Here is a 21,135-nt window from a genome sequence, read left to right as displayed (position 1 = left end):
CGGTACCCGGCTCGCCTTCTGTGACCTGGCCAACCGCGTCACCCGATACAGGACCGGTATCGCAACGTGCACTGATGTGAAGGTGACGTGAGCGGGGTCACTTCTTGCTGTTGATCACTGCCTCCATCACACTCTTCGCGATCGGGGCTGCGAGACCGCCACCGGTGATGTCACCGCGCTCGGCCGCGCCGTCCTCGACGACCACGGCCACGGCGACCGGTGAGCCGCCGTCGCTGAGCTTGGCGTACGAGATGAACCAGGCGTACGGCTTCTCACTGTTGTCCACGCCGTGCTGCGCAGTACCGGTCTTGCCGCCGACGGTGACGCCGTCGATCTGAGCCTTGGTGCCGGTGCCCGTCTTGACGACGGTCTCCATCATGTCCTGCAGCTTCTGGGCGGTCTCCGGTGAGACCGCCTGGGAGAGCTGCTCGGGGTCGTGCGACTCGATGACGTCGAGGTTGGAGGCGCGCAGCTGGTCGACCATGTACGGCTTCATCAGCTCTCCGTCGTTGGCGACGGCGGAGGCGACCATGGCCATCTGCAGCGGGGTTGCGCGGTTGGAGGCCTGGCCGATGCCGCCCATGGCGTTCTGCGGACGGTTGTCCTCGGGGTAGACGCTCTCCGCGGCACGGACCGGAGTGTCGAGCTCGTTCTCGTTGAAGCCGAACTTCTCGGACTGCTCACGCATCTTGTCGTTGCCGACGGTGTCGGAGAGCTTGGCGAAGACCGTGTTGCAGGACTGCTCGAGCGCGTAGCGGAGCGTGGCGTTCTTGCACACGCCGTGCTCGTTGGTGAGCTTGGTGGTCGACTCCGGAAGCGGGTACGGGTCCGGGGTGTCCGTCTTGGCGTCGATGTCCGTGACGGCGTCGTTCTCCAGTGCCGCGGCGGCCGTGACCACCTTGAACGTGGAGCCCGGCGGGTAGGTCTCGCGCAGCGCGCGGTTCAGCATCGGCTTGTCGGAGTCCTTCTCCAGCTTCTGGAAGGTCTTGCTGTCCTTCTGGCTGATGCCGGCGAAGGTCGACGGGTCGTACGACGGCGTGGAGGCCAAGGCGAGGATCGCGCCGGTCTGGGGATCGATCGCGGCGACGGCACCCTTCTTGTCGCCGAGGCCCTCGAAGGCCGCCTTCTGCGCGGCGGCGTTGAGGGTGGTGACAACGCTGCCGCCCTCCTTCTTCTTGCCCGTGATCATGTCCAGCGTGTTCCTGAAGAACAGCCGGTCGTCGTTGCCGGTGAGGATGCCGTCCTCGAGGTTCTCCAGCTGGGTCGCGCCGATGATCTGCGACGAGTAGCCGGTGACCGGCGCCCACATCTCGCCGTTCTTCCAGGTGCGCTTGTACTTGTAGTCCGTGCCCTTGGTGGCGACCGACCCGGTGATGGCCTTGCCGTCGACGATGATGTCGCCGCGCGGGGTGGCGTAGCGCTCGATGGCCACCCGGCGGTTCTCGGTGTCCGTCTTCAGGGAGTCGGCCTGGACGTACTGGATCCAGTTGTCGCGGATGAGCAGGGCGAGGATGAGCAGCCCGCAGAAGATCGCGATTCGGCGCAGGGGCTTGTTCACGGTCGGACCACCTGGGTCATCTCGGCGTCGGGGTTCGGGGCGGGGGACGGTGCCGGGCGGCGCGCGGTGTCGCTGATGCGCAGCAGGATGCCGATCAGTGCCCAGTTGGCGATGACGGAGGAACCGCCGTACGCCATGAAGGGCAGCGTCATACCGGTCAGCGGGATCAGGCCCATGACGCCGCCGGCGACCACGAAGACCTGGAGGCCGAAGGCGCCGGACAGGCCGACCGCCAGCAGCTTGCCGAACGGGTCGCGGGCGGCGAGGGCGGTGCGGATGCCGCGCTCCACGATCAGCCCGTAGAGCAGCAGGATCGCCATGACGCCGGCCAGGCCCAGTTCCTCGCCGAAGGTGGCGAGGATGAAGTCGGAGTTGGCGGCGAAGCCGATGAGGTCGGAGTTGCCCTGGCCGAGGCCGGTGCCGAGGGTGCCACCCGAGCCGAAGGCCCACAGGGCCTCCATGGACTGTGCGGAGTGGCCGAGCACGGTCTTGGACAGTTCCCACTCGCCCATGGGGTCCAGCCATGCCTGGACGCGCTGCTGGACGTGGATCTCGAAGGAGGCCACACCGACGGCGCCGGCGGCGGACATCAGCAGGCCGAAGACGATCCAACTGGTGCGCTCGGTGGCGACGTACAGCATGATCACGAACATGCCGAAGAACAGCAGCGAGGTACCGAGGTCGGTCTCGAAGACCAGGATCAGGATGGAGATGATCCATACGACGATGATCGGGCCGAGGTCGCGGCCGCGGGGCAGGTAGAGGCCCAGGAAGCGGCGGCTGGCGAGGGCGAGGGCGTCTCTCTTCACCATGAGGTAGCCGGCGAAGAAGACCGCGATGATGATCTTCGCGAACTCGCCGGGCTGGATGGTGCCGAGGCCGGGGATCGAGATCCAGATCTTGGCGCCGAAGGTTTCGGCTCCGAGACCGGGCACCAGGGGCAGCATCAGCAGCACGATGGCCGCCGCCATGGAGATGTACGTGTAACGCTGCAGGACGCGGTGGTCCTTGAGCAGGACCAGCACCGCGATGAACAGGGCGACCCCGATCGCCGAGTTCAGCAGCTGCCGGGGCGATGCTTCGACGTACGTGGAGCTGAGCTGCAGCCGCTCCGACTGGTCCAGCCGCCAGATGGCCACCAGCCCCAGCCCGTTCAGCAGGGTGGCCAGCGGCAGCATCAGTGGGTCGGCGTACGGCGCGAACTTGCGGACGACGAGATGGCCGATCCCGGCGATCACGCCGAGGCCGATGCCGTACGCGGCCAGACCGGCCGGGATCTCGTCGTTCAGGGCGAGGCCCACGTTGACGTAGGCGAACACCGGGATGACGACCGCGAACGCCAGCAGCGCCAGCTCGGTGTTGCGTCGGCTCGGGGTGCCGATCGCGCCGATCGTGGACGTGTGCTGCGTCGACGTGTTGGTAGTACTGCTCATCGTGTGAGTGGGCCCCTCGCGGCTTGCCTACTGCTCACCGCACCGCGAGACCAGCTCCTGCTCCTCCTCCGAGAGGCTGGGTCCGGTCGACGGTGTAGGTGCGGTCTGGGTCGGGGACGTCGAGGGTTTCGACGTCGGGGACGGTGTGGCCTTGGACGTGAGGGAGGTCTTCGTGGTTCCCGTGACGCCGCCGGCCTCGCCCTCGCCGGTCTTGGCGTTGTTGTCCGCCGCCTCGCGGCGCTCGGCGTTCTTCTTGCACGCTGACGCCTGGGTGGACAGATCCTCGATCTTCTTCCGGGCGTCGCTCAGATTGCCCTGGGGGATCGTGGCCTCGACCTGCTTCTGCCAGAACGACGGCAGGTACTTGAGTTCGATCTCGGGGTGGTCCTTCTCCACCTTCGAGAGCGAGATCCACGCCAGGTCCTGGCTGATGCCGCGGTACAGCGCCACGTGGTCGTCGTTGGCGCCGACGTAGTACTGCGTCTGGGTCCAGCGGTAGCCGCCGTACAGGCCCCCGCCGATCACGGCGAGGGCGAGGATGCCGAAGAACGATCTCTTGAGCCACTTGCGCTTCTTGCGCGGCTTGACGAAGTCGTCGTCGGAGTAGTTCCCGAAGCTGCCCGCCGCCGGCATGTACCCGGTGGTGTCGCCGGAGCCGGGCGGGCCGAACTCGCCGCCGCCCTGTCCGTGACCCTGACGGCCCAGCCCGGAGGCGCGGCCGGCCGGGGTCTGCATGATGCCGTTGTCCTGCAGGTGGAGCTGGTTCTCGGCGACCGCGCCGACCACGACCGGGGTGTCGGAGAGCTGCCCGGCGAGGGTGTCCCCGGTGTCGAGGTCGAGGACGTCGGCGACGATGACCGTGATGTTGTCCGGGCCGCCGCCGCGCAGCGCGAGCTGGATGAGCTCCTGCACGGTCTCCTGCGGGCCCTGGTAGCTGGCGAGGGTGTCCTCCATGGTCTGGTGGGACACGACGCCGGACAGACCGTCGGAACAGATCAGGTACCGGTCGCCGGCGCGGACCTCTCGGATGGAGAGGTCGGGCTCGACATGGTCGCCACTGCCCAGCGCGCGCATCAGCAAGGAGCGCTGCGGGTGGGTGGTGGCCTCCTCCTCGGTGATACGGCCCTCGTCGACCAGACGCTGCACCCAGGTGTGGTCCTGGGTGATCTGGGTGAGGACGCCGTCCCTGAGGAGGTACGCGCGGGAGTCGCCGACGTGCACGAGGCCGAGCCGCTGGCCGGTCCACAGCAGGGCGGTGAGCGTGGTGCCCATGCCCTCCAGCTGCGGGTCCTCCTCGACCATCGCGCGCAGCTGGTCGTTGGCGCGCTGCACGGCGGTGCCGAGGGAGGTGAGGATGTCGGAGCCGGGGACGTCGTCGTCCAGCGTGACAAGGGTGGAGATCACCTCGGAGGAGGCGACCTCGCCGGCGGCCTGACCGCCCATGCCGTCGGCGATCGCGAGCAGCCGCGGACCGGCGTAGCCCGAGTCCTCGTTGCCCTCGCGGATCATGCCTTTGTGCGATCCGGCGGCGAAGCGCAGTGACAGACTCATGCGCACCTCGCCCGTCGGCTCCGGGTACATCCGCACGGTGCCCACCCTCCGGTCGGGAGCGCGCCGGGGCCCCTGGTGGGGGCCACCACTGCGTGCTCGCTCCGCTCGCGCCTATTCATGATGTAGCACTACTTCCGCAGCTCGATGACGGTCTTGCCGATGCGGATCGGCGCGCCGAGCGGAATCGGCGTGGGAGTCGTCAGTCGGTTCCGGTCGAGATACGTGCCGTTGGTGGACCCCAGGTCCTCGACGATCCACTGGCCGTCGCGGTCCGGGTAGATCCGGGCGTGCCGGCTGGAGGCGTAGTCGTCGTCCAGCACGATCGTGGAGTCGTGGGCGCGGCCCAGGGTGATGGTCTGGCCCTGCAGCGCCACGGTCGTACCCGTCAGCGTGCCCTCGCTGACGACGAGCTTGGTCGGGGCGTTGCGTCCACGGCGCCCGCCGCCGGCGGCGGGCGCGGGCTGCTGGCCGCGCTGCTGCGGGGGCGCGGCCTGCCGGGCGGCCTGCTGTGGCCGCGCGCTCTCCCGGCGCGACCCCCGCTGGGTGACGCGCGTACCGAACAGGTCGCTGCGGATGACCTGCACGGCCACGATCACGAACAGCCACAGTACGGCCAGGAAACCCAGCCGCATGACCGTGAGGGTCAGCTCTGACATTGCCCCCGCTTCACCCTTCGGCTTGCCGGTAAATGATGGTGCTGCTGCCCACGACGATCCGCGAGCCGTCGCGGAGCGTAGCGCGGGTGGTGTGCTGCCCGTCCACCACGATGCCGTTGGTGGATCCGAGATCCTGGATCGTCGAGGGCGTTCCGGTCCGGATCTCGCAGTGCCGGCGGGAGACGCCGGGGTCGTCGATCCGCACGTCGGCTTCGGTGCTGCGCCCCAGCACCAGCGTCGGGCGGGAGATCTGATGGCGGGTGCCGTTGATCTCGATCCAGTAGCGCATGCGCCCACCGGCCGTCGGAGCGGCCGGCGGCCGCTGGCCGAGCGGGGCGACGCCGGGGCGGCCACCGCCGGGCGGCGGCGCGGCCGGCATCGGCGGGGCACCCGCGGGCGCGGCGGTGGGTGGGTAGCCGTAGCCACCGGGGCGGCCCGCGGCGGGGCTCGCCGGGGCGCCCGCGGAGGCCTGCTGGTTGGTGGAGGAGGCGAGCGTACGGCTGCGCACCCGGTACAGACCGGTGTCGAGGTCGTCGGCCTTCTCCAGATGGACCTTGATGGGGCCCATGAAGGTGTAGCGCTGCTGCTTGGCGTAGTCACGCACCATGCCGGCGAGCTCGTCGCCGAGCTGGCCGGAGTAGGGGCTGAGGCGCTCGAAGTCGGGTGTGCTCAGCTCCACGATGAAGTCGTTGGGGACGACCGTCCGTTCGCGGTTCCAGATGGTGGCGTTGTTGTCGCACTCACGCTGGAGCGCTCCCGCGATCTCCACGGGCTGGACCTCGGACTTGAACACCTTGGCGAAGGTGCCGTTGACCAGACCTTCGAGACGTTGCTCGAACTTCTTCAGGACTCCCATGGGGCACCTCCTCCGTCGTCACCGCTCTGCGTACTGCGTCGGTACTGCTTACTGATCGTATCCACGCGCCGGGAAATCGGCTGGTTCCCCCTGTCGGCCCCGTCGACCGGTGTCACCCGGTATCGACGCCCACTGAAGTCCCCTGCCGGATTCCCGCCGGAGCTCCTCTTCGAACTCCCCCGTCCGAAGTCTTGCCATGGATCGTAGAGGCGGCGCGAGACCAGTGTCCCGCACCCGACTGTGCACCCTGTCCCTCTCCAGTAGAGATGGCCGGGACCGGTACGAGGTTGATACGTGAACCAGCACTCGTTGATACGTAGCAGGAGAGGCCGTGTGTTCGGTCCGTGCTGGTCGGCCCGGGCAGGGCGACGTGGAGCGGGGCGACCGCGGATAAGGGATGTGATTGCACCCTCCCCAGCGTGCTAATCTTCTCGATGTCGGAAGGCGCCAGCGCCGCGAGGAGCGGGCCCGAGGACACACCTAATGCGCGGGTGGCGGAATAGGCAGACGCGCTGGATTCAGGTTCCAGTGCCCGCAAGGGCGTGGGGGTTCAACTCCCCCCTCGCGCACAGCGAAGCGGTCCCATCGTGATCACGATGGGACCGCTTCTTTTTGTCTGCTCGCCTGCTGTGTCGAGGGGTTCGGCGGGCCACTGTGGGGGCTCTGGAGTGTGAGGAGTCTCTCAGGAGATTCGGTAAGGGCTTTCGGCTTTCGGTGGCGCGGGACGGCGTGGGGGCGTGCTCCGCCCCACGTGCGCGGTGGGGGTGACTGCAGGGTCAGCATCATGTGAATCGCCGTAGATGTGTATACGGGCGATGTTTCACGTGAAACGGCGATGAGCGACCGTGTGCGAGCTGTTCCACCTGGGCGTCGCCCCTGTGAAACCCGTCAGTACCGTTGACGCTCGCCTGCCGCATACCTATCTTCCGGTCGGGAATTCGCACAACATTCGCAATATCGAACGATGTTCATTCTTTGACCTTCCGAGGCCCCCACACCTGCCAGAGACGAGGCGCACATGGCACCGCCCCTCTCCAGACGCTTCCTCCTCCAGTCCGCGATACTCGCCGCGGCCGCACCCGGACTCTCCTTCGAGGCGGGCGGCGGCCGTGCGGTCGCCGCCACCGTTCCGACGCCGTCCACCTGGTCGGTACGGCCGTTCGAACTCAAGGACGTGACACTCGGCCAGGGCCTGTTCGCCGACAAACGGCAGCTGATGCTCGACCACGGCCGCGGCTACGACGTCGACCGCCTGTTGCAGGTCTTCCGCGCCAACGCGGGACTCTCCACCAAGGGCGCGGTGGCCCCCGGCGGCTGGGAGGGCCTCGACGGCGAGGCCAACGGCAACCTTCGCGGCCACTACACGGGGCACTTCCTGACGATGCTCGCCCAGGCCTACGCGAGCACGAAGGACACGGCCTACGCCGACAAGATCCGCTACATGACCGGAGCGCTGACCGAGGTCCGCGCGGCGCTGCGCACCGACCCGCGCATGCTCGCCGTCACCGGGAAGTTCGGCACCGCCCAGGAGAACGTCCGGGGCTCCTACCAGTACGTCGACCTGCCGGCCGCCGTGCTCGGCGGTGCCTCGGCGATCACCCTGTCGGCCTGGGTGAAGCCCACCCACAACGCCAACTGGGGCCGGGTCTTCGACTTCGGCGACAGCACCACCCGGTACATGTACCTGGCCGCCCGCAACGCCAGTGGCTTCCCCCGCTTCGCCGTCACCACCAACGGACCCGGCGGGGAGCAGGGCCTCAACGGCACTGCCGCGTTGCCACTGAACCAGTGGAGCCACCTGGCCGTCACGATCGGCGGCGGCACCGGCACGCTCTATGTCAACGGCACGGCCGTGGCGCAGAACACGTCGATGTCCCTCACTCCGGCGGCCCTCGGCACCCTGGCGAACAACTGGCTCGGTCGGTCCAATTTCCAGACCGACCCCGTCTTCGCGGGCGCCTTCGACGAGTTCAACGTCTGGTCGCGGGCCCTGACGGCCACCGAGATCACATCACTCCAGGGCAATCGGGCGTCGGCCTCTTCGGCAGGCCGCGGAAACCTGGCCTCGTACGACTTCTTCGAGACCGGCGGCGGCACCTTCGCGGACTCCTCCGGGCGCGGGCTGACCGCGACCCTGCGCCGCACCTGGGGCGCGCCCAGCCATGCCGGGTTCCTGGCGGCGTACCCGGAGACACAGTTCATCGAGCTGGAATCGATGACCAGCGGTGACTACACGCGCGTGTGGGCGCCGTACTACACCGCGCACAAGATCCTGCGCGGCCTGCTGGACGCGTATCTGCACGTCGACGACGCGGGGGCGCTCGATCTGGCCACGGGCCTGTGCGACTGGATGTACTCGCGCCTGTCGAAACTGCCCGACGCCACCCTGCAGCGGATGTGGGGCATCTTCTCCAGCGGCGAGTACGGCGGCCTGGTCGAGGCGATCGTCGACCTGTACGCGATCACCGGCAAGGCCGACCATCTCGCCCTGGCCAAGCTGTTCGATCTCGACAAGCTCATCGACGCCTGCGCGGCGAACACGGACACGCTCGACGGCCTGCACGCCAACCAGCACATCCCCATCTTCACCGGCCTCACCCGGCTGTACGACGCCACCGGTGAGACGCGCTATCTGAGCGCCGCGAAGAACTTCTGGGGCATGGTGATCCCGACGCGCATGTACGGCATCGGCGGCACCAGCACGGCCGAGTTCTGGAAGGCGCGCGGGGTCATCTCGGGGACGATCAGCGGCACCAACGCCGAGACCTGCTGCGCGTACAACCTGCTCAAGCTGAGCCGGAGCCTGTTCTTCCACGAGCAGGACCCGAAGTACATGGACTACTACGAGCGGGCCCTGCTCAACCAGGTCCTCGGCTCCAAGCAGGACAAGGCCGACGCGGAGAAGCCGCTGGTCACGTACTTCATCGGGCTCACGCCCGGCCATGTGCGCGACTACACGCCCAAGCAGGGCACCACCTGCTGCGAGGGCACCGGCATGGAGAGCGCCACCAAATACCAGGACTCGGTGTACTTCACCAAGGCCGATGGCAGCGCCCTCTACGTCAACCTCTACAGCGCCGCCACGCTGAACTGGTCCGCGAAGGGCGTGACGGTCGCCCAGAGCACCGACTACCCCCGGGAGCAGGGCTCCACGATCACCATCGGGGGCGGTAGCGCGGCCTTCGAGCTGCGGCTACGCGTGCCGTCCTGGGCCACCACAGGCTTCCGGGTGACCGTCAACGGCAGCGCGGTCGGCGGCACTCCGGCCGCGGGGACCTACTTCACGATCCCCTCCCGCACCTGGCGCGGCGGGGACGTCGTACGCGTGACGATCCCGTTCCGGCTGAGGGTGGAGAAGGCCCTCGACGACCCGTCGCTCCAGACCCTGTTCTACGGGCCGGTCAACCTGGTCGGCAGGAACAGCGGTACGAGCTACCTGTCGTTCGGGCTGTACCGCAACGCCGGGCTCTCCGGCGACCTGCTGCCCTCACTCACCCCGGTGAGCGGGAAGCCGCTGCACTACACGCTGGACGGCACCGAATTCGCTCCCTTCCATGAGGGGAGCGAGGATCCGACCCACGCCTACATCAAGCGCTCCGAACCCAAGGTCGTCCTCGGGGGCACCGACTCGGGCGTCGCCAACCCGGCGAAGTCCGACGGCACGACGCTGCTGGACGAGATCTGGGCCGGGGCACCGTTCGCCGCCAAGAGTGCGCTGGTGGCGCGCGTGGAGTCGACCGTCGGCTCGTGGGTGTCGGCCGGGCTGCTCAGCCAGGCCGACGGGCAGAAGGTGGTGACCACCGCGCGGAACGCGACGTACGCGGCCTGACGGCGCACGACGTGCGCGGCCTGACGGCACATACAGCGCATACGGCGAGTGAGGCAATGTACGCGGACACGGCGGCCTGACGGCACGGGCGGCTGCTCCTTCGGTGGGGCGGCCGCCCTTCGCTTTCCCTGGTGGACCTATGCGGCGAGGCGCTCCGCCAGCCTCTTGGCCATGACGACCGCGTCGTCGAGAGCCTTGGCGCGGGAGGCCTCCGAGAGCGGGATCAGCTCGCTCATCGCGGGGTTGTGCGGGGCCATCGTGAGCTCCGGGACGATGAACTCGACCTCCAGGCCGAGGGCTTCGGAGAGGATCGCCGTCAGGTAGTTCTGCACGTACTCCAGCGGCTCGCGCGGCGTTCCCGGCGCGTAGGAGCCGCCGCGGCTGGCGACGACCGTGACCGGGGTGCCCTTCGTCTTCGAGTCCTCGTTCATGGCGGTGCGGCCGATGAGGACCACGTTGTCCAGCCACGCCTTGAGGGTCGAGGGGATCGAGAAGTTGTACATGGGCGCGCCGATCAGGATCGCGTCCGCCTGCTCCAGCTCCGCGATGAGCTTCTCGCGCTCGGCGAAGGCTGCGGCCTGCTCGGCGGTGTGCGTGGCAGGGTCGGCGAAGCCGGCGGTGTGCGCGTCGGCGCTGATGTGCGGCACGGGATCGGCGTGCAGGTCGCGATAGATCACCGTGCCGTCCGGGTGCTGTGCCTCCCAGGCCTTGCGGAAGGTCTCCGTCACCGCGCGCGACGTCGAGGCGCCGGTGGGGAACACGGACGAGTCCAGGTGCAGGAGGGTGGCCATGGAGACTCCAAAAAGGTCGCTTCGTTTTTGTACTCGACTATGGATAACACAGTCACTTACTTTTTTTCATCCCCGTACGGAGGGCCAGTACCCTGAAGCCATGGCGGAGCAGCAGGACATCCATGGCGCCGGACCGTGCCAGCAGGTCGACGACGGCATCACCCGGGTGTTCGCTCTGCTCGGGAAGCGCTGGACGGGCCTGATCGTGGCTGTACTCATGCCGCACCCCGCCCACTTCGTCGACCTGCGCAGGGCGATCCCCGGCATCAGCGAGCGCATGCTCTCCGACCGGCTCACCGAACTCGGCGCGGCCGGCCTGGTGGTGCGCGAGGTCGACGAGGGCCCACCCCTGCGCGTCATCTACCGGCTCACCGAGGCCGGGGCCGCGCTGGAACCGGCGATGCTGGAACTCAAGAACTGGGCCACGGCCCATCTGCCGCAGAGCTGGCCGTGCGCGGGGGCGGCGCGGGAGTAGCGCGGCGCGGCAGTGGCGCGGCGCGGGGACCGGCTCGTCGGCGAGCTGGTCGGGTCAGCAGTGCCCTGGGCGGGTCAGTTGGGCGCCGACCTGGTTTTCCACAGGTGTGGACGGTCGGGACGAGGAGTTGTCCACAGGGTCTGACGCGTTTCGGCGACCGGCTGTAACGTCGTCACAAGTTGATGTTCGTGCGTGGACGGGTGCGGGGGAGGCGGTCGGTGTGACGGAGGCCGGTACGACGACGGCGGGGCCGGTGGCCGAAGCGGTATCGGCGGAATCCCGGGGAACCGAGGCGGAGGCGACGGGGGCGCGGTCTGGCGGCGCGCGCGTGCCGGGGGTGCCGGGGTTCGCCCGGTGGCCCTCGCAGGGGTCACCCAAGGACGAGGGCAAGGCGTTGCGCACGCGGGTGCCCCGCAGCGCGCACGCGGACCTCGTGCTCACCACCGACCGGCCGGACGCGGTGGCCGCCGTGGAGGAGTCCAACCGCGGCCGGATCCCCGGCCTCACCCCGATACGGGTCGGACGCATGGCGGCCACCCCCTTCGCGTTCCTGCGCGGCTCGGCCGGCCTCATGGCCCACGATCTCGCGCGTACGCCCATGACCGGCATCGGCACCCAGATCTGCGGCGACGCCCACGCGGCCAACTTCGGCCTGTACGGGGACGCCCGCGGCGGCCTGGTCATCGACCTCAACGACTTCGACGAGACCGTGCACGGCCCCTGGGAGTGGGACCTCAAGCGCCTCGCCGCCTCGTTGGTGCTCGCCGGCCGTCAGGCGGGCGCCGACGAGGACATGTGCCGCAAGGCGGCGTACGACGCGACGGGCGCCTACCGGCGCACGATGCGGCTCCTCGCCAAGCTCCCGGCACTCGACGCGTGGAACGCCATCGCGGACGAGGAACTGGTCTCCCACACCGACGCCCATGATCTGCTGGGCACGCTGGATCGGGTCTCGGAGAAGGCACGCGCCAACACGAGCGGCCGTTTCGCGGCCAAGGCGACCCAGCCGGTGGAGGGCGGCGGCCGCCGCTTCGTGGACGCCCCGCCGGTGCTGCGCCGGGTCGACGACGAGGAGGCCGCGGCGGTGGCCACCTCCCTCGCGCAGTACCTGACCACGCTCTCCGAGGACCGCCACCCGCTGCTCGCCCGATACGCCGTGCACGACGTGGCGTTCCGCGTGGTCGGCACCGGCAGCGTCGGCACCCGCTCGTACGTCGTCCTGCTCCTGGACCACCGCGGCGAACCCCTCGTCCTCCAGGTGAAGGAGGCCCGCGCTTCGGTGCTCGAACCGCACCTGGCGACCGTCGGCTTCGACGTGCCGGGGGTGGACCACGAGGGACGCCGTGTGGTCCTCGGCCAGAAGCGCATGCAGGTCGTCAGCGACATACTGCTGGGCTGGACCACGGTCGACGGACTCCCCTTCCAGGTGCGCCAGTTCCGCAACCGCAAGGGCAGCGTCGACCCCGCGGCCCTGGCCGCCGACCAGATCGACGACTACGGCCGCATGACCGGCGCCCTCCTCGCCCGCGCCCACGCCCACAGCGCCGACCCTCGCCTCATCGCCGGCTACTGCGGCAAGAGCGACGAACTCGACGAGGCCATAGCCACGTTCGCCACGACCTACGCGGACCGCACGGAAGCGGACCACGCGGATCTGGTGGAGGCGGTGCGGGCGGGGCGGATCGCGGCGGAGATGGGGGTCTGAGAGGCGGGCTGACGGGGGTGCCCGGGTCGATGGGGGCGCCCAGGTCGGTGGGTGCTTGAGCGGACAGGGCGTTCCGCGCGGGTGGGGTGCGTGCGGATGCACCGGCTGTGCAATCGACTGCGTCGGCGGTGCGGCCGGGTGCGGGCGCGGGGGATCTCGCTCCGTCCCAGGTCCCCGGTGGCTTTCGGTGGGGCTCGGGGCCGTGGCCTAGGCTGGGGCGGGTGACGACCCCGGAAGCCGAGCAGACACCGTCCGAGAGCCCCACCGAGCCCGCAGCTCCCGTCGGGGGCGCGGAGCCTGCCGAGGGCACGGCGTCAGCCGAAGGTGAAGCGTCAGCCACAGGTGACGTGTCCGCTGACGATGCGGCATCCGCTGAGAGCGCGGGGCCGGAGCGTCCCGAGGAGCGGCTGGAGCAGGCCGTACGGGCGGCCGAGCAGGCACTGATCGAGTATGAGATCGCCGTGGAGACCTTCCGGGTCGAGGTGGAGAACTTCTCCCGGCTGCACCACCAGAAGCTCGGCCCCATGTACGCCCAGCTCGATGAACTGGACGCCCGGATCGCCGAGGCCAAGGCGGCGCGCACCGGCGACCCCGAAGACCTGCGCAAGGCGCAGGAGGCCCGGGCCCGGGTCATGCCCATGCCGGGCGTGGAGGAGCTGTTCCACGGCTGGATGGACTCGGAAGGCCTGTTCCCCGAGGCCGCCGCCATGCTCACCGACCAGCCCGTACGCCCCCCGGAGCGGGTGCGCCCGAGCGACGAGGCCCGCAGGCTCTACCGCGAGCTGGTCCGCAAGGCCCACCCCGACCTGGCGCCTGACGACAAGGAGCGGGAGCGGCGGGACGAGTTCATATCCCGCGTCAACGCCGCGTACGGCCGTGGTGACGAGGTACTGCTGCGGGAGCTGTCCGAGGAGTGGGCGGCGGGGCCCGTACCGGAGGAGCGCAGGCCGAGCCGCGCCGAGGAGCTGTACGCCCGCCTCGAATGGCTCGCCCAGCGCAAGGAACTCCTCGCCCTCGTCGCCCGCGAGCTGGAGGAGGGGGCCATCGGCTCGATGCTCCGCCTCGCCCCGGACGACCCCGACCGCCTCCTCGAGGAGATCGCCGACCAGTTGCTGGCGGAGGTCGAACAGCGTGAGGCGGAGCTGGCGGGGCTTCTCGGCGAGGACGGGGAGTAGTGGGGAGTAGTACGGAGGTCTGCCTCGCCTCGGCCGGACTGCCGTGGGCTCCGCCCGTCGGCTGTCCGGTCGGGTAGCGTCGTACGCATGCATTTCGGAGCTGGTGTGCCCACGGTCGAGGTCGCGGACCTCAAGGACAGCGACTTTCTGCTGGACGTCCGAGAGGACGACGAGTGGCAGGCGGGTCATGCCGAAGGGGCACTGCACATCCCCATCAGCGAGTTCGTGGCGCGCTACGGCGAGTTCACCGAGGCGGCACCGCAGGATGGCAGGGTTCATGTGATCTGCCGCTCGGGCGGGCGCTCGGCGCAGGTCGCCATGTACCTCGTCCAGCAGGGCATCGACGCCGTGAACGTGGACGGCGGCATGCAGGTCTGGGCAGCCGCCGGCCGTCCGGTGGTCGACGACAAGGGCGGGGCGGGGTTCGTTCTCTAGAAGGCCACGCCGGGACCGGCTGGAATCTGTGAACGTACGCCGGGACCCGCCGGACCGGGGCGCGCGGACAGGTCGTGCGCGCCCCGAGCACCGGCGTGCGCGGCGCTCAGCCCAGCGGGTGTGCCGCCAGCAGGTCTCCCAGTGCCTCCTCGTGGGCCGCTGCGGGGCCGAGAGACAGTTCGAGGTGCTTGGCCCAGGCGTGGTAGCGGTGCAGGGGATAGTCGACGTCGGCGCCGAAGCCCCCGTGCAGATGTTGTGCGGTCTGCACGACCCGTCGTACCCCCTCCGAGGCCCAGATCTTGGCCACGGCGACATCCCCCGCCGCGGGTAGCGAACCCCCCGCCCCGGAACTGATCCGCCAGGCGGCCTGCCACAGCGTCGCCTCCATCGCGCGCAGGTCGATGAAGCGGTCGGCGGCCTGTACGGCGACGGCTTGGAACGAGGCGATCGGGAACCCGAACTGCTCCCGTTTGCCGGCGTATTCGCTGGTCATACCCAGTACGCTCTCGCCCAGCCCGAGCGCCAGCGCGCACGTGCCGGTAGTCAGCAGCTGCCGTAGCCGCTCCCACGCGCCCTCCGCGTCGAGGACGTTCCGCGCGGCGATCCGTGCCGACTCCAGCCGCAGCTCGGCCAGCCGTTCACCGGCGGTGGACACCTGCTCGGCGAGCGCCACCCCCTCATGGACACGGGGAACGAGCGCGAGCACGACCCGGCCGTCGGCGACAGCGGCCGCGTCCTGCTCGGATCCACCGGCGGACACACCGGGCGCGGGCGACTCCGGTGCGACCGTCGCGGGTACGACGACGAAGTCCGCGTTGTGCGCCCATGGCACCGCCGTCTGTATGCCGTCCAGGACCCAGACGCCGTCGCCCTCCCGCCGTGCGGTCACGGCGAGTTCGGCCGGGTCGTGGCCGGTGCGGCCGTGCGCGGCCACGGTCAGGACGACTTCGCCTCGGCCGATGCGCGCGAGCAGTTCCGCCTTCAACTCCTCGCTCCCGTACGCCTGTACGGCCACCGCGGCCGCGGTGCTCTCCAGCAACGGCCCCCTGGCCAGCACCTTCGCCGACTCGCGCAGCACCAGGCACAGCGCGATCGCATCGAGTCCCGACCCCCCGTACGAGGGGTCCAGCAGCAGGCTGAGCAGGTCCGCGTCGGCGAGCTTCGCCCACAGTGCCCGGTCGAAGTCGTCGGCCACGGCCCCCGGCACGAGCGACGGGCTCGGCACCCCGTCCGGCGCGACCCCGGCGAACACCGCCCTCGCCGCCTCGGCCGCCGCCTGCTGCTCCTCGGTGAAGGTGAAGTCCACGGTCCCGCCCCTTCCGTGTCGGGGATGACGGGGCGTCAAGATAGAACAGGTTCTAGAAGAAGGGAATGGCGCGGCGTGGCTGAGGTTCGGGGCCCCACCCCCCGTTACCTTCTTCGTGGCTCCGTAATGGGACCTCCGGTCTTCGGGCCCGGCATGGCTTCCCCCTGTTGGTCATGATCCGGGGGGTGGTGTCACCGGGTCCGGAGGCATCGACTTCTACGCCTGCCCAGCCGCTACACCCGGCACGTTTGCCTACCGATCGTTCGGTCTGCTCGGTCGGCGCACCCCCATGGTGGACCACCGCGCCGTAAGGTGTCCCCCGCTGTGGATAACCTCGTGGGTGCCGTGTGAGCGGTGTGACGATGTGACTGCTGTGGCCATCGGGGCTGTGCCGGAGGAACGCGGCTGAGTAAGTTCCGGTGAGGAAGTGGACCGGACAGTGGGAATCGGGGAGCGGGGCGGAATGGACGCGCACGACGAGGGCTCGAACGCGCGGCGGGGGCCGGACGAGCCAGAGTGCTCCGCCTCCGCGAGCCCCACCGATGAGGCTTCCGCCGGCGAAGGTTCCGTCGGCGAAGGTTCCGGCGAGCAGGCTCCAGCCTCGGACACCCCCGCGGAGCCGCGACCGCAGCGGGAGCACATACCCGAACCGGCACAGCGGGCCACCGGTATCGCCGCGCTCACTCTCCCGTACCAGATCGTCGTGGCGTTGGTGCTCGCGGTTGTGGGGGTGGCGGCGTGTGCGCATCTCGGGATGGTGTTTCTGCACATCACGCCCTCGAACACGCTGACGAAGCAGCATGGCCGGGCGGTGGACGAGTGGGTGTACCCGGAGTTCGAGCAGAACTGGAAGCTGTTCGCGCCGAACCCGTTGCAGCAGAACATCTCGGTGCAGGCCCGCGCCGAGGTCCGCACCGCGGACGGCGAGGTGCGCGAGACCGGCTGGTACGACCTGTCGGCGTTGGACGGCGCCGCGATCGACCGCAATCCGGCGCCGAGCCACACCCAGCAGAACGAGCTGCGCCGGGCCTGGGACTTCTACGTCGCCACGCATGACGGCGAGCACCGCGCCACGAGCTCACGCGGAGGCCTTTCCGAGCGCTATGTGCGCCGCATCGTGGTGATGCGCCTCGACCGCGAGCAGGCCGGCGGCCCTGGCGGTGTGATCGAGCGGATCCAGCTCCGGTCCCGTACCACCAATGTGCCGTCGCCCGAGTGGAGCGAGGAAAAGGTGTCCGACAAGCCCGTCGTCCGAGAGCTGCCCTGGTGGTCGGTGACCGACAACGACCGGACGGACGCCGCCGCCAACGCGGACGGCGCCGGCCCGGCCGTCACGGGTCGGACGGAGGCGAGCGCCGAATGAGCTCCATGAGCCCGATCAACCCGGTCACTCCGGTGCGCCCCATGGGGCGTCTCGCCTCCGCGATAGGCAACGGGATCACCCGGGTCACGGATCGCGCGCTGGGGCCGTACCAGAGCGCGATCATCCGTATCGGCTTCTCCGCGACCTGGCTGCTGTTCCTGCTGCGCGAGTTCCCGCACCGCCGCGAGCTGTACGGCCCCGACGGGCCCTGGAGCTGGGACCTGGCCCAGCAGCTGATCGCGAACAACGACGCCTTCACGGTGCTGATGTGGTCCGACAGCATGGTGTGGTTCGAGATCGTCTATGCCGTCGCCATCCTGTCGACTTTTCTGCTGCTGCTCGGCTGGCGCACCCGTGCCGCGAGTGTGCTCTTCATGGTCGGGGTTCTCTCGCTGCAGAACCGCAGCGTCTTCATGGGTGACGGCGGCGACAACGTCCTCCACCTCATGGCGATCTACCTCGTGTTCGTCCGCTGCGCCCAGGTCTGGTCGCTGGACGCACGGCGCGCACGGCGCAAGCGCGAGCGCCTGGAGAGGGACGGCAGCGCGCCGGAGGACCGGGTCGGCCCGGCCCTGTGGTGCGTGCTCGGGTTCGCGCTGCTGGTGGCGACGTTCGGCGGTCTGGTTCCCGGCGGCCTGTTCGGTGGCTGGCTGACGTTCTTCTGGGGGCTGTGGGCGGTGCACGGCCTGTGGTGGGCCGTCGGCCGCGTCCAGTCGGACGTCAAGCCGCGTGTGCTGCTCGACATCGTCGGCAATCTCGTGCACAACGCCGCGCTGGTCGTGATCATGGCCGAGGCGTGTCTGATCTACGCGGCCGCCGGCTGGTACAAGGTCCAGGGCTCGCGCTGGCAGGACGGCACGGCCGCGTACTACCCGTTCCACCTGGACTACTTCTCGCCCTGGGCCGCGCTCTCCGACCTGATGTCGTCCAGCGGCACGATGGTGATGCTGGTGACGTACGGGACGGTGATCGTGCAGGTCGCCTTCCCGTTCACACTGTTCAACCGGCGCGTCAAGAACGTCCTGCTGGCGGTCATGATGACCGAGCACGCCGTGATCGCCGTGGTGCTGGGCCTGCCGTTCTTCTCGCTCGCGATGATCGCCGCTGACGCCGTCTTCCTGCCGACGCCCTTCCTGAAGCGCCTGGGCGGCCTCGTGACCCGCGGGCGTGACCGCGTCGTACGGCGTGTGCTGCCGGGGCGTGGCCGTAAGCTGCCGGGCCCGAGCGAGCCGCAGCAGCCACCGCTCCCGCGGGAGAAGGGGCCGACCGAGCAGGCGCACGTAGGCTTCACTGCATGAACGATCCGGTGAGCGGACCAGTGGACGACCCGGCGGGCGGCCCGGTGACCGGATCGGACGACCGCCCGTCGGACCACCCGACGGACGACCCCCTACGGACCTGGCGCCGCCTCGCCGGCACCTCCGTCCTGCTCGACGGCTTCCACGCCCTCAAGCACGCCGTGCGCTTCGGCGCCGAGGTCCCGGTGGCGGTCACCGCCGACCGCACGGCGGCGCTGGCCCTCGCCGACGATCTGGCACCGGACGTACGGGACCGGCTCGCGCACCTCCTTCGGGAGGTCCCGGAGGAGACGTACCGCGGCCTTGTGCCGCGTCCGCACCCCACCGCGGTCGCCGCCCTGGCCGTACGCCGCTCGCGCGCGACCAACCTGGCGGCCCTTGCCCACACCCCGCGCACGGCCCCCATAGTCGTCCTCGACAACCCGCGGAACCTGGGCAACGCGGGGGCCGTGATCCGGCTGGCCGCCGGTTTCGGCGCGACCGGGGTGGTCACCACGGGCACCTTGGACCCCTGGCATCCCACGGTCGTGCGCGGCGGGGCGGGCCTGCACTTCGCGACGGCCGTGGAGCGCCTGGAGGTGGCGGAGCTGCCCCCGGGCCCGCTCTTCGCGCTCGACCCCGAGGGCGACGACATCCGGGGCATGAAGCTCCCGGACGACGCCGTCCTGGCCTTCGGCTCCGAACGCAGTGGCCTCTCCACGGAACTCCGCGCCCGGGCCGACCACTTGCTGTCCCTCCCGATGCGCCCCCAGGTGTCCAGCTACAACCTGGCGACGAGCGTGGCGATGACGCTGTACCACTGGAGTTCCGGTGCCTTCTGAGCGTGCCTGGCCGGAGCCCCCCTCAAGGGGCGCGGGGAACTGCGCGACCAGTCACAGCAGGCCCGCAGCCGCCCCACGTCCCAAGTAACCCCCTACGCCTCGCGCCGAACTTCCACCACACGGAACCGATTGGCCACGAACGCCCCGTCGCACAACGCCGCGTTGGCTGCCGGGTTCCCACCGGACCCATGGAAGTCGGAGAACGCCGCAGTCTGGTTCACATACACCCCACCCGTGAGGTTCAGCGACAACTGCGCGCACTCCTCCAGGCAGGCCTCCTCGACGGCCTCGGCCACCTCACCGGAGGTGGTGTACGCGCCGACGGTCATCGCGCCCTTGTCGCTGATGGTCCGGCGCAGCAATTCCACGGCGTCCGTGACCGAGTCGACGGCGACGGCGAACGACACCGGCCCGAAGCACTCGCTCATGTAGGCGGCCTCGTCGTCGGTCCGCTCCCAGTACTTCCGTGCGCCGTCGAGCTTCACGATCACCGGCGTACGGACGACCGCGTCCGGGAACTCGGGGTTGCTGATCTCCCGTGAGGCGAGGGCGACTTCGCCGAGTGAAGCGGCGGCGTCGAGGCGGGCCTTGACGTCGGGGTTCACGATCGCGCCGAGCAGGGCGTTCGCGCGGGCGTCGTCGCCCAGCAGGCCGCCGACCGACTCGGCGAGGTCGGTGACGACCTCGTCGTAGGACTTGGGGCCCTCGTCGGTGGTGATGCCGTCGCGGGGGATCAGCAGGTTCTGCGGGGTGGTGCACATCTGGCCGCTGTACAGGGACAGGGAGAAGGCCAGGTTGGAGAGCATGCCCTTGTAGTTGTCGGTGGAGTCGACGAGCACCGTGTTGACGCCGGCCTTCTCCGTGTAGACCTCCGCCTGGCGGGCGTTGGCCTCCAGCCAGTCGCCGAAGGACGTCGATCCGGTGTAGTCGATGATGCGGATCTCGGGGCGGGTGGCCAGGTCCTTGGCGATGCCTTCGCCGGGGCGTTCGGCGGCCAGCGCGACCAGGTTGGGGTCGAAGCCGGCCTCGGCGAGGACCTCGCGGGCGACCTGGACGGTGAGGGCGAGCGGCAGGACCGCGCGCGGGTGGGGCTTGACGAGGACCGCGTTGCCGGTGGCGAGGGAGGCGAACAGGCCCGGGTAGCCGTTCCACGTCGGGAAGGTGTTGCAGCCGATGACCAGGGCGATGCCGCGTGGGACGGGCTTGAACCGCTTGGTGAGCGCGAGTGGGTCGCGCTTGCCCTGGGGCTTGGTCCACTCGGCGTTGTCGGGGGTGCGGACCTGCTCCGCGTACGCGTACGCCACGGCCTCCAGGCCGCGGTCCTGGGCGTGCGGGCCGCCGGCCTGGAAGGCCATCATGAAGGCCTGGCCGCTGGTGTGCATGACCGCGTGGGCGAACTCGTGGGTGCGGTCGCTGATCCGCTTGAGGATCTCCAGGCACACCGCCGCGCGCGCCTCAGCGCCCGCGTCGCGCCACGCGCGCCGGCCGGTCTTCATGGCGGGCAGCAGCGTGTCGATGTCGGCGTGCGGGTAGGTGACGCCCAGTTCGATGCCGTACGGGGAGATCTCGCCGCCGACCCAGTCGTCGGTGCCGGGCTGGCCGAGGTCGAGGCGCGTGCCGAGGAGGGCGTCGAAGGCGGCCTTGCCCTCGGCCATGCCCAGGCTGCCGTTCTCGCCGTACGCCTTGGGGTGCTCGGGGTGGGGGGACCAGTACGCGCGTGTGCGGATCGCCTCCAGTGCCTGGTCGAGGGTGGGCCGGTGCTTGGCGATGAGGGTGTGCGCGGACAGTTCGGCGGCCATGCGTGACCAACTCCTCACGTCAGGGGCTCTTCTTCGAGCTCTGACCTGGGCAGGAACAGGCGGACAGAGTTAGAGTAACCGAAC

General features: G+C 69.8%; 16 protein-coding genes and 1 tRNA gene. 9 read left to right on the top strand and 8 right to left on the bottom strand.

The window, feature by feature from the left end:
* Positions 1-97: 97 nt before the first annotated feature.
* The 5 genes from JIX56_RS23320 to JIX56_RS23300 all read right to left on the bottom strand — a co-directional run bounded on the left by JIX56_RS23320 (position 98) and on the right by JIX56_RS23300 (position 6,054).
* Positions 98-1,558 (bottom strand): peptidoglycan D,D-transpeptidase FtsI family protein, encoded by a 1,461-nt coding sequence (locus tag JIX56_RS23320; RefSeq protein WP_257543199.1) that lies wholly within the window; start codon positions 1,556-1,558, stop codon positions 98-100.
* Positions 1,555-2,991: an FtsW/RodA/SpoVE family cell cycle protein gene (locus tag JIX56_RS23315; protein WP_257543197.1), complete on the bottom strand. Its 1,437-nt coding sequence runs from the start codon at positions 2,989-2,991 to the stop codon at positions 1,555-1,557. The genes JIX56_RS23320 and JIX56_RS23315 overlap by 4 nt, the downstream gene beginning before the upstream one ends.
* A 27-nt stretch (positions 2,992-3,018) precedes the next feature.
* The gene (locus tag JIX56_RS23310; RefSeq protein WP_257551057.1) at positions 3,019-4,572 is read right to left on the bottom strand and encodes a Stp1/IreP family PP2C-type Ser/Thr phosphatase; all 1,554 of its coding nucleotides are present in this window, start codon (positions 4,570-4,572) and stop codon (positions 3,019-3,021) included.
* 98 nt (positions 4,573-4,670) lie between these two features.
* Positions 4,671-5,198 carry an FHA domain-containing protein FhaB/FipA gene (locus JIX56_RS23305; RefSeq protein WP_257543196.1) on the bottom strand — a complete coding sequence of 176 codons (528 nt, stop codon included), beginning with the start codon at positions 5,196-5,198 and terminating at the stop codon, positions 4,671-4,673.
* Between the two features lie 10 nt (positions 5,199-5,208).
* On the bottom strand, positions 5,209-6,054 hold the full coding sequence (locus JIX56_RS23300; RefSeq protein WP_257543195.1) for an FhaA domain-containing protein: 846 nt from the start codon (positions 6,052-6,054) through the stop codon (positions 5,209-5,211).
* 485 nt (positions 6,055-6,539) lie between these two features.
* On the opposite strand from JIX56_RS23300, the gene JIX56_RS23295 reads away from it, so the two are divergent.
* Together JIX56_RS23295 and JIX56_RS23290 are read left to right on the top strand one after the other, a co-directional pair.
* Positions 6,540-6,623: transfer RNA gene (locus tag JIX56_RS23295), tRNA-Leu, on the top strand.
* Positions 6,624-7,072: 449 nt separating this feature from the next.
* Positions 7,073-9,883, top strand: a complete 2,811-nt coding sequence (locus JIX56_RS23290; protein WP_257543194.1) for a beta-L-arabinofuranosidase domain-containing protein — start codon at positions 7,073-7,075, stop codon at positions 9,881-9,883.
* A gap of 137 nt (positions 9,884-10,020) precedes the next feature.
* On the opposite strand, the gene JIX56_RS23285 is transcribed toward JIX56_RS23290, so the two are convergent.
* Complete coding sequence (locus JIX56_RS23285; protein ID WP_257543192.1) at positions 10,021-10,674, bottom strand: FMN-dependent NADH-azoreductase; 654 nt, start codon at positions 10,672-10,674, stop codon at positions 10,021-10,023.
* 100 nt (positions 10,675-10,774) lie between these two features.
* Between JIX56_RS23285 and JIX56_RS23280 the strand changes: the two genes are divergently transcribed.
* The 4 genes from JIX56_RS23280 (at position 10,775) to JIX56_RS23265 (ending at position 14,464) form a co-directional block, all read left to right on the top strand.
* Complete coding sequence (locus tag JIX56_RS23280; protein WP_257543190.1) at positions 10,775-11,149, top strand: winged helix-turn-helix transcriptional regulator; 375 nt, start codon at positions 10,775-10,777, stop codon at positions 11,147-11,149.
* A gap of 220 nt (positions 11,150-11,369) precedes the next feature.
* Positions 11,370-12,854, top strand: coding sequence for a DUF2252 domain-containing protein (locus JIX56_RS23275; RefSeq protein ID WP_257543188.1), 1,485 nt, complete (start codon positions 11,370-11,372; stop codon positions 12,852-12,854).
* A 221-nt stretch (positions 12,855-13,075) separates the two neighbouring features.
* A complete protein-coding gene (locus JIX56_RS23270) occupies positions 13,076-14,029 on the top strand; it encodes a J domain-containing protein (RefSeq protein ID WP_257543186.1) in 954 nt (317 codons plus the stop codon).
* A gap of 105 nt (positions 14,030-14,134) precedes the next feature.
* Complete coding sequence (locus tag JIX56_RS23265) at positions 14,135-14,464, top strand: rhodanese-like domain-containing protein (protein WP_257551055.1); 330 nt, start codon at positions 14,135-14,137, stop codon at positions 14,462-14,464.
* Positions 14,465-14,570: 106 nt separating this feature from the next.
* Here the strand turns inward: JIX56_RS23265 and JIX56_RS23260 are convergent, their stop codons facing one another.
* The gene (locus tag JIX56_RS23260; RefSeq protein WP_257543184.1) at positions 14,571-15,770 is read right to left on the bottom strand and encodes an acyl-CoA dehydrogenase family protein; all 1,200 of its coding nucleotides are present in this window, start codon (positions 15,768-15,770) and stop codon (positions 14,571-14,573) included.
* Between the two features lie 463 nt (positions 15,771-16,233).
* Between JIX56_RS23260 and JIX56_RS23255 the strand changes: the two genes are divergently transcribed.
* Genes JIX56_RS23255 through JIX56_RS23245 form a run of 3 tightly spaced genes read left to right on the top strand, consistent with a single transcriptional unit; the run spans position 16,234 to position 19,252 of the window.
* Positions 16,234-17,133 (top strand): DUF5819 family protein, encoded by a 900-nt coding sequence (locus JIX56_RS23255; protein WP_257543182.1) that lies wholly within the window; start codon positions 16,234-16,236, stop codon positions 17,131-17,133.
* Between the two features lie 41 nt (positions 17,134-17,174).
* Positions 17,175-18,431: an HTTM domain-containing protein gene (locus tag JIX56_RS23250; RefSeq protein WP_257551053.1), complete on the top strand. Its 1,257-nt coding sequence runs from the start codon at positions 17,175-17,177 to the stop codon at positions 18,429-18,431.
* Positions 18,428-19,252, top strand: a complete 825-nt coding sequence (locus tag JIX56_RS23245; protein WP_257543180.1) for a TrmH family RNA methyltransferase — start codon at positions 18,428-18,430, stop codon at positions 19,250-19,252. Before JIX56_RS23250 ends, JIX56_RS23245 begins: the two co-directional genes overlap by 4 nt.
* A gap of 92 nt (positions 19,253-19,344) precedes the next feature.
* On the opposite strand, the gene paaN is transcribed toward JIX56_RS23245, so the two are convergent.
* Positions 19,345-21,051: a phenylacetic acid degradation protein PaaN gene (paaN, locus tag JIX56_RS23240; protein WP_257543178.1), complete on the bottom strand. Its 1,707-nt coding sequence runs from the start codon at positions 21,049-21,051 to the stop codon at positions 19,345-19,347.
* Between the last annotated feature and the right edge of the window lie 84 nt (positions 21,052-21,135).

The sequence above is a fragment of the Streptomyces sp. CA-210063 genome (assembly GCF_024612015.1).
In the GTDB taxonomy this organism is placed as follows: domain Bacteria; phylum Actinomycetota; class Actinomycetes; order Streptomycetales; family Streptomycetaceae; genus Streptomyces.
Note: the sequence above shows the minus strand (reverse complement) of the source record. Positions and strands in the feature narration are given on the sequence as shown.